Source organism: Hymenobacter cavernae, from assembly GCF_014641455.1.
Classification (GTDB): Bacteria; Bacteroidota; Bacteroidia; order Cytophagales; family Hymenobacteraceae; genus Hymenobacter; species Hymenobacter cavernae.
In genome coordinates, this window is the sequence record NZ_BMHT01000004.1 from 190,223 (window position 1) to 204,098 (window position 13,876).

Here is a 13,876-nt window from a genome sequence, read left to right on the forward strand (position 1 = left end):
AGCTTGTCGAAGCATCTCGCCTGCGGTCATTGTCAAAGTAATCTGATTACCATTGCACGCGAGATGCTTCGACAAGCTCAGCATGACGGTAGTCTAAGCAGAAGAAACCTGACTTATTAAAACAAGCAGATGATAATCAAGAAAATGCGTTGTTGGTTGCTCTTGACTTTAGGTTGCATGCTCCTGCCGATGGCGGGCGCCATGGCCCAAAACCAAGCCACCTGGATCTGGTATCCCGGCGACTTTGAAATTTGGCTGGGCAACCAAATGCAGAACCGCCGCACCGAGCGCGGGTCGTTCTTCCCGCCGTTCTGGCGCATGGATAGCCACTACGTGCTCATCGACTTCCACAAGGATTTCGACCTAGCCAAAGCCGAAGAAGTGGAGCTGCGGGCCGAAGGCCAGTACAACGTGAAGGTCGACGGCAAGCTGATTTCTGGGTCGCCGCAGCGCTTCACAGTGCCCACCGGCAAGCACCGCATCAACATCAAGGTGTACAACCAGGAGCGGGTGCCGGCCATCTACGTGCGCGGCGCTACCATTGCCTCCGACAATACGTGGCTGGTGACCTACGAGGACAAGGAGTGGATCGACGCCTCCGGTAAAGCCTCGGACCAGTCGGGCACGACGTGGTTGCAGGCCGGCAGCTGGAACTTCGACGACCCTCGGGGGGCGCCTTCGCGCTTTCGGTTGATTACGGAGCCGCAACGGGCCGCCAATGTGGCGGCGCAACCTAGGTCGATGGTCGTGGATTTTGGGCGCGAAACGTTCGGCTACGTGAAGCTGCACGGCCTGCAAGGCAAAGGCAACCTGACGCTGTACTACGGCGAGTCGCGGGAGGAAGCGCTGGCCACCGAAACCTGCGAGACTCTGGACCGCATTACCGTCGATCAGCCCCAGAAAGCGGAGCGCACCACCGACATGTCGAAGGCGTTTCGCTACGTCAATATCCAGTATGACCAAGGCGTCAGCCTCGATTCGGTGTCGATGCTATACGAGTTTGCGCCGGTGCTGGAGCGGGGTAAGTTCCGGTGCTCCGATCAGCAGCTCAATAAGATATGGGACGTGGCGTCGTACACCATGCACCTGAATACGCGGGAGTTCTTCATCGACGGCATCAAGCGCGACCGGTGGATTTGGTCGGGCGACGCCTACCAGAGCTACCTGATGAACTACTACCTGTACTTCGACACGCCCACGGTGAGCCGCACCCTCTTTGCCCTGCGCGGCAAGGACCCCATCACGAGCCACATCAACACCATCATGGACTACACTTTCTACTGGTTCATGGGGATTTACGACGCCTACCAGTACACCGGCGACAAGGCCCTGGTGCAGCAAATGTACCCGCGCATGCAAAGCCTGATGGACTACTGCCTCGCCCGCCGCAACAGAGACGGCATGATGGAAGGCCTCGCCGGCGACTGGGTGTTCATCGATTGGGCCGATGGTCTGAGCAAGAAAGGCGAAGTAAGCTTCGAGCAACTGCTGTTCTGCCGCAGCCTCGAAACCATGGCCGTGTGCGCCAACCTTGTGAACGACAAAGCCGGCGCCGCCAATTACCAAAAGCTAGCTTCTGATCTGAAAGCCAAGATCTTCGCCACCTATTGGGACGAAAACAAGCACGCCCTGGTGCACAGCCGCGTGGATGGTAAGCCCACCACCAACGTGACGCGCTACGCCAACATGTTCTCCATCTTCTTCGGCTACCTCAACGAGGCCCAGCGCCAAGACGTGAAGAAATACGTGCTCCTGAACCCCGAAGTGCCCAAAATTACGACGCCCTACATGCGCTTCTACGAGCTAGAAGCCCTCTGCGCCATGGGCGAACAATCCTACGTGCTGAAGGAAATGAAGTCGTACTGGGGCGGCATGATCGACCTAGGTGCCACGTCATTCTGGGAAGAATACGACCCCGCCAAGAAAGGCGCTGAGCACTACGCCATGTACGGCCGGCCCTTCGGCAAGAGCCTCTGCCACGCCTGGGGCGCCAGTCCGATCTACCTTCTCGGCAAGTACTACCTCGGCGTCAAGCCGCTCACGGCTGGCTACGATACCTACTTGGTCGAGCCCAACCTAGGTGGTTTGCAGTTCATGGAAGGCACCGTGCCCACGCCCCAAGGCGACATCACAGTATCGTGTAACCTAAAGCAAATCAGGGTGAAAGGCGCTGCTGGTACGGGAACCTTGCGCTTCCAAAGCAAGGTAAAACCCACGAGCAAAGGCGGCAAAATCAAGGCTTTGCCGAATGGTCAGTACGAAATGCAGATCGCGCCGGGAAGCGAATACGTGGTAACGTATCAAGCGCTGCAAAGCCCCGCGGTGAAATGAGCGTCAGCATAGTTAAGAGAGCAGGCGCACGCTTAGGGCTAGGTTTGGTGCTGCTAGGCTTCCGCGCCACGCCAGCCGTGGCACAGCCGACCGGGCCCGCCGCCGTGGTGGAAATCACCGGCACGGGCACCACGCCGCTGCCCGCCGATAAGCTGCTGCAACTGTGCCGGAAGTACCAAGTGCCGACGGTGGATGTGCGCCGCTGGCAAAACCACCTCGTAATCTACGGGCCGGCGGAGAAGATCCGGCAAGTGCACAAGCAGCTAGGTACGAGCTACGGCAAGGCAACGGTGAAGCTGTACAGCGCGCCGTTCTACAAGTTTGACCGGCAGCGCTGCACGGATAAGGCCGTCAGCAAGCAGTGGGACAATGTATTACTCACCGCCAACCTAGTGCGCGACCCGGCCAAGCAGCAGGAGTACCTAGCCTACCACGCCACGCAGTTTCAGAAGTGGCCGGAAGTCGGACAAGGCTTCTGCAATGCTAGCTTCCAACAATTGCTGGTGTTCCGCAATGGCCGTCAGTTGATGCTGGTCATCAGCATTCCGCACGGAGCGAACCTTGATGAGCTAAATCCCAAAACCACGCTCAACAACCCCCGCGTCGATGACTGGAACGCCCTGATGAAACAATACCAAGAAGGCCTGCCGGGCACGAAGCCGGGCGAAGTATGGGTGTTTCTGCAACCGATAGCCATGAAGAAGCAGCCGGCGCTTCAAGACTAAACAGAACGTCATGCTGAGCTTGTCGAAGCATCTCTACCGCTTCGTTGCGGACGCCAGAACCATGTAGAGACGCGATACTTCGCGTCTCCGCGTTGAACGGCCGGTATAGGAAACCTAGGTAAACAACATCAGCAACGAGGAGACGCAAAGTATTGCGTCTCTACAATCGACAGGCGAAGCACACGAGATGCTTCTGTCCGCGCAGCAAGGCACGAACTAATTAACCATCAATCGAACAAATGTTAACGCTAGGAATCCTAGGTCTGGGTGAGGGCCGCAGCACCATGTCAGCGGCGCTCAACAGCCCCAAGCTCACGCTAAAAACCATCTGCGACCGGAACCAGGAGCTATGCCAGCACCGCGTGGCAGAGTTTCAGTTTACGGGCCACGTCACGGCGAATTACCAGGACATGCTCGATGATCCAGAAATCGACATCATCGCCATCTACACGCCCGACCATCTGCACGCCGAGCACGTGTCGCAGGCGTTGCGGGCGGGCAAGCATGTGGTCTGCACCAAGCCGTTTATTGATGATTTGTCGAAAGCCAACGAGCTGCTAGCTCTGGTCGAGCAAACGGGCAAAAAGGTGTTTATCGGTCAAAGCTCCCGCTTTTTCGAGCCCATGAAGCGCCAGCGCGCCGACTACGAAGCGGGCTTAGTGGGCGAATTAATCAGCATCGAAAGTTACTACCACGCCGACCACCGCTGGTTCTTGGCCAAGGGCTGGTCGTTGGAAAACGCTTTCAAGTGGCTCTACGGCGGCCTCAGTCACCCGGTCGATTTCATCCGGTGGTACCTGCCCAACATCGAAGAGGTGATGGGTTACGGCATGCTTAGCTCCAACGGCGCGAAAGGCGGCCTGAAGAACCCCGACACTATGCACTTCATCTTCAAAGCCACCGACGGCCGGGTGGCGCGGGTGAGCGGCTGCTACACTGGCCCCGTGCAGCCCATCACGCGCGACTCGGAAATGAGTTGCATCCTGCGCGGCACCGAGGGCGCCAGCCAAGGCGACTACATGGACCTACGCTACGCCATCACCGACAAAACCGGCGAGGAGCGCATCGTGACCTGGGAGCACAAACTCAAGCACTACTTCCGCTTCGAGGGCAAAAGCCACCACGCCGGCGAGTACCAGAACTACTTGGAGTACTTCGCCGATTCCATTGAACAGAATTTCACCGCTTACCCCGACATCCGCGAAGGCATCGGCACCGTGGCCCTGCTGCAAGCCATGGACCGCTCACTCACGACTGGCCAGCCAGTGAAAGTGCGCGACATCCTAGCCGAGCATGCTATTGAAGGCCTAGGCTATTAGCCAGAACTAGCTCGTCATGCTGAGCTTATCGAACCGAAGCAAGGCGTCAGCCAAGCATCTCTACCGCTTCGTTACGGACGCAAGAACGATGTAGAGACGCGACACTTCGCGTCTCGGCGTTGAACGAGTTGGTTAGACCGCTGTAGGTCAATACCATAGCAACGACGAGACGCGAAGTGTCGCGTCTCTACATCGAGCAACAAAGCGAGAGAGATGCTTGGCTGACGCCTTCCTCCGGTTCGACAAGCTCAGCATGACCGTTCTTTTTTCCTCGTCCTCTCTACACTCCCACCCTAGCTTAACCACCCCGACCTATGGGAAATAACTTACTCGGTCGTCTGACGATTTGGGACTACGCTATTGTAGCGGCGTACCTCGTTATCCTGTTCGCTATCGGCTACCGGGCTAGCTTTTCGAAGAAGGAGAAAACCGAGGAATCGTTGTTTCTGGCGAATAAGTCGTTGGGGTGGGCGAGCATCGGGTTCAATATGTGGGGGACCAATGTGGGGCCGTCGATGCTGCTGGCGTTTGCTAGCATTGGCTACAGTACGGGCATTGTGGCGGTGAATTTTGAGTGGTACGCTTTCGTGTTTTTGTTTCTGCTGGCGACGGTGTTTGCGCCGCGCTACCTGGCGGCTAACGTCAGCACCATGCCTGGCTTCATGGGCCGGCAGTTCGGCGACTCTACCCAAAATATTCTCGCTTGGTACGCCCTCATTAAGATTCTGATTTCGTGGCTGTCGCTTGGCTTGTTCTCGGGCGGGGTGCTGGTGCGCCAGATCCTAGGTATCCCGATGTGGCAGTCGGTGATTGTGCTGGTGCTGTTCGCAGGTTTCTTCACGTTTGCCGGCGGGCTGAAAGCCATTGCCAAAGTCAACGTCTTTCAGATGCTGCTGCTCATCGGCGTTTCGCTCACGCTTACCGTCATTGGCGTGATGAAGGTGGGCGGGCTGAGCCAACTGTGGCACAGCGTGCCCGGCAATTACTGGAACCTCGTGCACCCGGCTTCTGACCCGAAGTATCCGTGGTACGCCATCTTGCTAGGGTATCCGGTGTCGGCGGTGGCGTTTTTCTGTACTGACCAAGCCATGGTGCAGTCGGTGCTAGGGGCGAAGAGTCTGGAACAAGGACAATTAGGCGTGAACTTCATCGGCTGGCTCAAGATTCTCTCACTACCACTGTTTATCCTGACCGGCATCTTGTGCTACGTCCTGTTTCCAAACCTAGCTAGCCCCGACCAAGCCTACATGACGATGGTCACGAGTCTGTTTCCAGCTGGTATGAAGGGCCTCGTTATCGTGGTGCTGATTGCCGTACTGGTGGGCACGATCAGCTCCTCCCTGAACGCCTTGAGCACCGTCTTCGCCATGGACGTGTACGCCCGCAACATCAACCCCAACGCCACGGAAAAGGACGTGGTGCGCGTGGGCCGCATGACGGTGCTGGTAGGTTGCGCCTTCGCCGTGCTCGTGGCCCTAGCCATCGACTCGGTGAAAGGCTTGAATTTGTTCGATGTGTTTCAGGCCGTGCTGGGCTTCATTGCGCCGCCGTTGGCCGTGGTGTTCCTCCTGACCGTGTTCTGGCGCCGCACCACACAGCTAGCCGTAAACGCCATTCTATCGTGGGGGTCGGCGTTTAGCCTAGGCGTGGGCGTGGTGTATTTGTGGGTGCTGCCACCGGCGCAATACGATTTTTGGCCGCACTACTTGGTGCTGTCGTTCTGCATTTTCGCCGTGCTGTTCATCGCCGCTGTGTTGTTGTCGCTGCTCGACAAAGCGGGGCAGGAGCGCCGCGTAGCGGTAGACTATGGTGTGTTGGCAAAACCTACGACACGGGTGAAAGTGCTGTGGGGCGCGCTGGCGGTGGCGATGGTGGGACTGTACCTCATCTTCAACGGGCACTAGGCGAATCTAGCCACTGAAAAACAATCTGTCTGCCTCTAAAATCAAAACTCCCAGTCCCTTGCACAAGGGACTGGGAGTTTTAATAAGAACGCAGATGCAGAAATAGGCTTGACTACACAAGCGTGCTTAGGGCCTCGCGGCTGTAGCCTTTCAGTTCGTCTGAGCGGCCTTGCTCGATTTTTTCCACCCAATTAGGGTCTACAATCAGTTGGCGGCCCACAGCAACCAGGTCAAACTCGTTGCGGTCGAGGCGACGCAGCAGCTCGTCGATGGAACGCGGCTCCGAGGATTCGCCCGCAAAGCCGGCCAGGAATTCGCCCGATAAACCCACCGAACCCACGGTAATGGTCGTTTTGCCGGTGAGTTTCTTCACCCAGCCCGCAAAGTTTAAATCTGAACCTTCGTGCTCAAACTCTGGCTCCCAGAAGCGGCGCTGCGAGCAGTGGAAAATATCCACCCCGGCATCGGCCAGGGGGCGGAGCCACGCTTCCATTTCCTGCGGCGTGTGGGCTAGCTTCACGTCATAGTCCTGCTGTTTCCACTGCGAAAGGCGCAGGCTGATGACGAACTCTTCGCCCACCTGGCGACGCACTTCCTGCACCAGTTCCACGGCAAGGCGGCTGCGAGCAGTAAGGGCATCGCCACCGTAGCCGTCGGTGCGTTGGTTGAGGCCAGCCCAGAAGAATTGGTCGATGAGGTAGCCGTGGGCGCCGTGCAGTTCCAGGCAGTCGAAGCCTAAGCGCTTGGCATCGGCGGCGGCCCGGCCAAAGGCGGCGATGGTGTCGGTAATGTCGTCTTCACTCATGGCTTTGCCGGTGGTTTCGCCGGGCTTGAAAAGTCCTGACGGGCCTTCAAAGGCTTCAGACGGTTTCCAGCCGGAGCGGTGCTCTTTCATGACACCCATGTGCCAGAGCTGCGGCCCCATTTTGCCACCAGCAGCATGTACCTCATCGATGACGTGCTGCCAGCCAGCCAGGGCTTGCTCGCCGTAGAAATGCGGGATATTAGGGTCATTAGACGAGGCGGGGCGCTCAACCACAGTGCCTTCCGACAGAATCAGGCCCACTTGGCCCTCGGCACGGCGGCGATAGTAGGCGGCTACATCGGCGCCTGGGATGCCATTAGGCGAGAAGGAGCGCGTCATGGGAGCCATGACAATCCGATTTTTGAGTTGCAGAGATTTCAGCGCGAATGGCGCGAACAAGGCGTTAGCGGACATATACTCGGTTGGGTTATTACAATAGAAGCCTATACAACCGCTAAGTCAGCCTGTTTGATTTTTCAAGGACGATATTATTATCCCAAAGGCCGCAATTTGTCACCAAACCAAATTTACCGCGGGCTCCTACTCTAGCACCACCACATCGCCCCGACGCGACTCTGGTAATACTTTCAGCATCTGTACTTTACCGTCTTTCACTACTGCTTCCACAGTAGTCTGGTACGGCGCATGGAGCTTGAAATGCACGTTCCAATCCTTGGGCCAGGCGGGGAGCAGGAAGATCTTGCGGCCGTCGGTTTGCAGCAACATCTCTTGCAGGCCGATCATGCCGGAGCCGCCCCAGTTGTGGTCGGGTGTCCAGTCGTAGCCGGGGCCCCAGAAGGCGGGAAAGCGGCGGCCAGAATCTTGCAGCTTCTGCACCGTCAGCTCGGCGGTTTCTTGGGTCAGACCTAGCCTTGCGGCGAAGATGTTGTGTTGCTTCCAACCGATGTGGCTCCGAAACTTCTGCACGTCAGCGTCATACAAATACGTGTTGCGCGCCGTGTCGAGGCCCGCTTTGCCTAGGCCGTAGAGGCCCCAGGGGTAAACGGGATAGAGCTGGGGGCTTTCCGTGTTATTTACTCGCTCCCAAAGCTTGGCCGGCGCTAGCATGGGGTGACCGTCGACGTTTCGGAAGTTGAGGGGCGGAATACGGCTAAGCATGGCCGTCCAGTCTTTGCGTTTTTGCTCCGTTAAGTAGCTCGGCGGTAGCTCCAATAAGCGCGTCAGCACCGTGCGGAGTGCCGCGGTGGTGGAGGTGGAGTTGTAGGCCATCTTGTACGTCTCGGCGCCGGAGCTAGGATAGAGTACGAGGTGGCCCGCGCCGTCGAGGGCTTTGGCGCCGCGCTGGCGGGCTAGATACTGGTAGTGCTGGTCGAAGAAGGTCAGGCAGCTCTCGATAAAAGGCAGGTAAGCCGTGGCGTCTTGGCCGGCGTAGCGCTCGGTTTCCAGCATCATCAGGCAGAATTCCAGCACGGTGTCCCACTCGTATTCCAGCCAAGCGTTGTACTCCATGCCCTTGTCAAAGTCGGCGGGCCGCTTCCAGCCGTATTCGGCCGGATTGGGCAGGCCGAAGTTCTCGAGTTGCTCGGTGAAGCACGCGCCGGGGTGGTGCCAGTAGGTTTCGCTCCGCAACTCGGCGTTGCGTAGAAGCTGCTGGTAGAAGGTGAACTGCGGGCGCATCAAGTCCGCGTCGCCACTTTTGAGCATGGGCCAATACACCAAGCGTTGGTTTTGGGCTGTGTGCGTGCCGCCGCCCCAGTTGCGGAAGTCGGGCGTGAACTTGAGTGTAGAATCAACCCGCGACGGGTCGTAGGTGAAGAGGCCGCCGTTGAACTTGGTCGGGTATTCGCCGAACGCATTGCAGCCCAGCATGTAGCGAAAGAGCTGGTAATTCTGCCCCGCTTGCCACCTAGGGGTATTGGCCGCTTTCTGGCCTGGGTCGATAAATACGAAGCTGCGGTTCCAGTAGTCGTGCCACCAGGCTAGGGTGCGCTGGCGGGCGGCTTTGCTGTTGGCGCTGGCTAGCTTGATGGTTTGCTGCAAGCTAGCTTGCCACTGCGCTACGCTGCCCGTTTTGGCGGTATTGAGCACCAGCGCTATAGCATGTGATTTTGCGGGAGCTTGGCTCTTGATCTTCCAGCCCTTGTAGCGGGTATCTAAATATTGGCCGTTGGTGATGCCCGCCGGCGTCATGTTGTGTCCTTGCAGCGCGCCACCGAAAATTAGGTTTTGCAACGGGTTGAACAGCTGCGGCTTTATAGCTTCCAAGCCCTGCTGCCGCACCACTACATCAAACACCGTCTGCGGGCGGTTCTGGTGGTAGAACACGACGCCTTGGTTCTGGAATAGGACGCTGTCTTGGAAGGTCCGCACGTCGCCTTGGGGCGCCCACTTGTAGGAGTTAGCGTTGTTCTCCTTGCCTTTTGGCACGTGGTCTTCAAAGCGCCAGGTCTCGTAGCTCGCTTCAGCGCTAAGCTTTTGGTTGCTAGCAACTTCTAGGTGCACGACGGGCTTGAATACATCCACCCATACGTTCACTTGCGCCGAAAGAGGCCCGTTAGCGCCGCTGATCTTTACGTAGCCATCTTGCAGTACAAGCTCTTGCTTAAAGCTCTGGCCTTCAAACGGGTTTGGCGTCAGTTTAAGCCGCACCCGACCTAGCTTTAACAGGGCGTTGTTCTCATCGAAGGTGCCGCTGCGGGCGACGTAGAACAGCACTTCGCCTTTTTCCACCCACACGTTTAAGCCCACGTCGCCACCGCCGCAAGGCATTGATTCTCCGCTGTTCTTGCTTTGGGTAGTCCAGGCTAGGTTGTAGTCGGCTAGCTCGGTAGCTAGGTTTTGGGCTTGAATAGAAAGGCTAGTTAGGAGAAGAAGCGATAGGATCGTACTGACGTAGCGCCTCACCCCCCGGTCCCCTCTCCGAAAAAGGAGAGGGGGAGCCAAACGACTACATTCAAAGAACGGCTCTCCCTGGAATGTGCTGCCGTGGCTCCCCCGCAAGCGCTTTATGCGCGCTACCATTTTCGGAGAGGGGGCTGGGGGGTGGGGCGCACGATCGAACATTCTCATTCTGCCCAATCGTCTGTGCGGAAGGACGATACTGGCAGCCCTTCTGTGCTGAACAACGTGGCGCGGGTGAAATCTTGGAAGGCGTAGCGCACCGCTACGGGCGCCTTCACCGCCTCGGCCGATACGGTGATGCTGCTGCCGTTGAGGCTAGCTTTGGCTGGGTAGAACTTCTTATCGGCGCCGGCTACTTCGAAGCCTGTAAGATCCTGGCTGAAGGAAGTCATACCGTTGGGCGAGTCCTTGAACCGCACTACCACCTCATTCCCTTTCACCTGCATCGACTCATAGCCTGGGCTCACGGCGCCGAAACCTTTCAGACCATATGTCTTATTCAGCGCCAACAGCGCCAGGCGGGTGCCACCGGGCTCTTTGCGCATGGGGTGGATGCTCGTCTCCTCGCCTATATCCAGCAGCACGGCCATGGCGGTGTTGGGCACCTGGGTCTGGAGCTTGCGCTGGGTGTCGCGGATGAAGGCCGAGTTGTATTTGCCACCCTTGTTCTTGGAGGTGCGGGTGTAGTCGAAAGGAGCAATCTGAGCGTAGTAGAACGGAAAGTCGCCCATGTTCCAATGCGTGCGCCACTGCTTCACCATGGCGGCAAACATCTTCTCGTACTCATCGGGTCGGTCGTAGTTCGATTCGCCCTGATACCAGATAGCACCCTTAATTCCGTAGCCCTCAATAGGATGCAACATGCCGTTGTAGAGCGTGGTGGCCGTGCGACTCACCTGCTTGATGGTGTCGCCCTTGGCCGGAATCTTTACGCCTGCAAACTCCCGCAGCGTGGCCGGGTCCATCCAGGCTTCAATAAAGGAGCCGCTGTAGCTGCAATGCACCAGGCCCACCGGCACGTGCAATTGTTCTTGCAGCAGGCGCCCGAAGTAGTAGGCCGTCGCGCTGAAGTTGCTCACCGCCTCAGGCTCGGCTAGGCGCCAGGGGGAAGGCTTGCTGTTCTCCTGCGGCTCGGTTACCGACGAGCGCGGCACGGTGTAGAGCCGCAGTTGGTCGTTCTTGGAATGCAGTATTGCCTCGTTCGACCCTAACACCGGCTGGCCTTTAAAGCCCTTCAGCGGCATTTCCATGTTCGACTGCCCACCGCACAGCCACACCTCCCCGACTAGTACGTTTTTGAGCTGAATAGTCGGTCCATCACCGCTGACAGTCAGCCCGTAAGGGGTGTAGCTCGCGGCGGGCGTGTGCACCTTTAGCTTCCACTTGCCCGCCGCGTCGGCCTTGGCCGTGTACTTCTGCTTCCCCCACGATGGGCTAACCGTGATGGTGCTGCCCGCCTTTGCCCAACCCCACACCGCGCAATCGGCTTTCTGCTGGAGCACCATGTTATCGGTGAAGATGGAAGGTAGTTTGACTTCGGCTTGCAAGGCCAAAGGGAAAGCTAAGGAGAGGGAAAGAAGGAAAGGTTTGAGGGTCATGGAAAAGCGAAGTAGTTGTAGCGCGGACTTTGTAGTCCGCGCTGGAAAATATAAGCTTTTGAAAATGTGCAGAATAGCCAAGCGCGGACTACAAAGTCCGCGCTACGTGGTTACCGGCTCAGCGGAATCCAGACTTCCATGTCGGCGTGGCCGCGGTTGCCCCAGGCGTAGTAGGGGATGAGCTTGAGCGGTACTGTAGTTAGCTTTTGGTCGGTGAGGGGGCGGTAGAGCTGGTTAGCGCTCCACTGCTCGGGCGTGAGCTTGCCTTTGCCTTCCAGGTACATAATATCGCTGTTGGCGATTTGCAAACGCTTGGGCGTCAAGGTGGAGCTGGCAGAAATAGCTAAGCTGCTGATTTTCTTGTCCTTCGAGAAGTCCGTCGATTCGAGGCAGTAGACCACGGGGCCGCGCTTCACGGCTACTTGGTTGCGGGTTTCTTCTACTAGGGGGTTGGCTTCTACTAGTTGGGCCTGCATGGGCAGCACTAGCTCCACCTTATCGCCGGCTTTCCACTGGCGGTTGATTTCGGCGTATTGCCCGGGCGTAAGCGCAGAGGTCCAGGTCTTGCCGTTCACCATGAGCTTCGCCGGCCCGCTCCAGCTTGGAATGCGGAAAAACAGCGAAGTAGGCTTAGCGGGCGCTTCCTGGAACGTGACGTTGATGTTGCCATCCCAAGGGTAGTTCGTGGTCTGGGTGAGCTTCACCGGGGAGCCGTCTTTGAGCTTGGTAGCGAGGGTGTTGCCGCCGTAGAAGTTGAACCACAGGCCCTTGTCGGAGGTGCTGTAGAGGTAGTTATTCACCTCCGCAATAGTGCGCACCACGTTGGGCGGACAGCAGTTCGACAGGCTGATGTACTCCACCCGATCCTTGGACCATCGTTGGTTGAAGGGCAGGTCGTCGGAAAATGCCATGGGGTTGGTATACAGGAACTTGGTGCCGTCCAGACTGATGCCGGAGAGCACGCTGTTGTACAGGGTGGTTTCCATCACCTCGGCGTACTTGGCGTCGCCGGTGTCGAGCAGCATGCGCCAGTTCCAGAGCACGTTGCCGATGTTGGCGCAGGTCTCGCCGTGGGCGGTGTAGTTGGGCAACTGGTAGTCGCGACCGTAGGCTTGGTGGATTTTCTGGACGGTGTCGGGCTTGTAGGCGGTGCCATCGGGCGACACGCCGTCGTAGAGGGCGCCGCACGCGCCGGTCACATACATTTTGTGGCTAGTCACGTCGTCCCACATCAGGTTCAGGGTCGACATCAACGACTGGTCGCCGGTTTCGGCGTACACGTCGGCTACCCCGGCGAAGAGGTAGTTGGCGCGCACCGCGTGGCCGCCGGCCTTGGTCATTTTGCGGAACGGAACGCGGTCCTGGTTGTCGTCGGTGCCGATGTCTCCCGCCATGCCCCGAATGTCGATCAGGTTTTTGGCAAGCTCCAAATACCGAGGATCTTTGGTGGTGCGGTACATCTCCACCACGCCCATGTAGTGGGAGGGGCAAATGGCATTGCGCGCCAGCTCCGGCGACGACCGTTTGTAGAAATTATAGAGGTAGTCGGTGGCTTTGCGGGCTAGGTCCAGCATGGTGGTTTTGCCGGTGGCGCGGTAGTGCACGCAGGCGGCCGTCATCAGGTGACCTAGGTTGTAGCTCTCAAAGTTTAGCCGGTCCTGAAACGCAGTGTTTTTGCCGCTGTTGATGGCCGCAATGGTAGCCTGGGTGTTTAGGTAGCCATCAGCGCGTTGGCACTTGGCAATGACCGGGATAACTTCATCCATCATCTGATCCAGCTTCGGATCGTGGGTAGTAGCGTAGGCCGAGGCCACGGCTTCAAACAGCTTGTAGAAGTCGCCATCGTGGAAGGGCGGGCCTTTGTGCTCGCCTTTTTCCAACCCGGCCGCAATTTCAAAGTTGCGGAAGGAGTGGTTGCGCACCGGGTCTTTGTAGAGCTTCCACATGGTCGGAATCATCGACTCCTGGCACACCTTGAAGCGGTCGGCCCAGAAGCCCTGCGTCCAAGTCACGCTACCTAGGTCCACGGTGCCGAGCTTGGCGTACTTGCTGGTCGAGGTGTTCACGAGGCCTTTGTCCTGGGCAAGGCTAGGTTGCATCAGCGCCGCCGACAGCAAGCTCGCAAGAAGGATTTTATGGGTGGGAAGAGGCATAAGATCAAGAGTTTAAATCGTCTGTCATGCTGAGCTTGCCGAAGCATCTCTACTGCTTCGTCGGCCGGTGTAGAGACGCAACACTTTGCGTCTCAATCGTTGCGGATGTTGTTTGCCTAGGTCGTTCTAGGGAAGTCGTTCAACGGGGAGACGCAAAGTGTTGCGTCTCTACATTGGTC

Annotated in this window: 8 protein-coding genes; 4 read left to right on the top strand and 4 right to left on the bottom strand. The window is 57.9% G+C overall.

Features of this window, described 5'->3' with window-relative positions; translation table 11 throughout:
* Positions 1-177 precede the first annotated feature (177 nt).
* The 4 genes from IEX74_RS11980 (at position 178) to IEX74_RS11995 (ending at position 6,279) form a co-directional block, all read left to right on the top strand.
* Entirely contained in the window at positions 178-2,331 is a 2,154-nt protein-coding gene (locus IEX74_RS11980) for an alpha-L-rhamnosidase-related protein (protein ID WP_229755244.1), read from the top strand.
* Positions 2,328-3,056, top strand: coding sequence for an L-rhamnose mutarotase (locus IEX74_RS11985; protein ID WP_188814234.1), 729 nt, complete (start codon positions 2,328-2,330; stop codon positions 3,054-3,056). The genes IEX74_RS11980 and IEX74_RS11985 overlap by 4 nt, the downstream gene beginning before the upstream one ends.
* Before the next feature lie 239 nt (positions 3,057-3,295).
* On the top strand, positions 3,296-4,375 hold the full coding sequence (locus tag IEX74_RS11990) for a Gfo/Idh/MocA family protein (protein ID WP_188814235.1): 1,080 nt from the start codon (positions 3,296-3,298) through the stop codon (positions 4,373-4,375).
* A 314-nt stretch (positions 4,376-4,689) separates the two neighbouring features.
* On the top strand, positions 4,690-6,279 hold the full coding sequence (locus tag IEX74_RS11995; RefSeq protein WP_188814236.1) for a sodium:solute symporter family transporter: 1,590 nt from the start codon (positions 4,690-4,692) through the stop codon (positions 6,277-6,279).
* A gap of 112 nt (positions 6,280-6,391) precedes the next feature.
* On the opposite strand, the gene IEX74_RS12000 is transcribed toward IEX74_RS11995, so the two are convergent.
* From IEX74_RS12000 to IEX74_RS12015, 4 genes are all read right to left on the bottom strand, one after another.
* On the bottom strand, positions 6,392-7,498 hold the full coding sequence (locus IEX74_RS12000) for an NADH:flavin oxidoreductase (protein WP_188814237.1): 1,107 nt from the start codon (positions 7,496-7,498) through the stop codon (positions 6,392-6,394).
* Between the two features lie 126 nt (positions 7,499-7,624).
* Complete coding sequence (locus IEX74_RS12005; RefSeq protein ID WP_229755245.1) at positions 7,625-9,988, bottom strand: DUF5703 domain-containing protein; 2,364 nt, start codon at positions 9,986-9,988, stop codon at positions 7,625-7,627.
* 122 nt (positions 9,989-10,110) lie between these two features.
* A complete protein-coding gene (locus IEX74_RS12010) occupies positions 10,111-11,544 on the bottom strand; it encodes a sialate O-acetylesterase (protein WP_188814238.1) in 1,434 nt (477 codons plus the stop codon).
* 110 nt (positions 11,545-11,654) lie between these two features.
* On the bottom strand, positions 11,655-13,697 hold the full coding sequence (locus tag IEX74_RS12015) for an aceric acid hydrolase (protein WP_188814239.1): 2,043 nt from the start codon (positions 13,695-13,697) through the stop codon (positions 11,655-11,657).
* Positions 13,698-13,876 lie beyond the last annotated feature (179 nt).

Excerpts from the sequence above, each read along its gene's own strand:
- IEX74_RS11980 (WP_229755244.1), top strand. The coding sequence starts at position 178 with ATGCTCCTGCCGATGGCGGGCGCCATGGCCCAAAACCAAGCCACCTGG.
- IEX74_RS11985 (WP_188814234.1), top strand. The coding sequence starts at position 2,328 with ATGAGCGTCAGCATAGTTAAGAGAGCAGGCGCACGCTTAGGGCTAGGT.
- IEX74_RS11990 (WP_188814235.1), top strand. The coding sequence starts at position 3,296 with ATGTTAACGCTAGGAATCCTAGGTCTGGGTGAGGGCCGCAGCACCATG.
- IEX74_RS11995 (WP_188814236.1), top strand. The coding sequence starts at position 4,690 with ATGGGAAATAACTTACTCGGTCGTCTGACGATTTGGGACTACGCTATT.
- IEX74_RS12000 (WP_188814237.1), bottom strand. The coding sequence starts at position 7,498 with ATGTCCGCTAACGCCTTGTTCGCGCCATTCGCGCTGAAATCTCTGCAA.
- IEX74_RS12010 (WP_188814238.1), bottom strand. The coding sequence starts at position 11,544 with ATGACCCTCAAACCTTTCCTTCTTTCCCTCTCCTTAGCTTTCCCTTTG.
- IEX74_RS12015 (WP_188814239.1), bottom strand. The coding sequence starts at position 13,697 with ATGCCTCTTCCCACCCATAAAATCCTTCTTGCGAGCTTGCTGTCGGCG.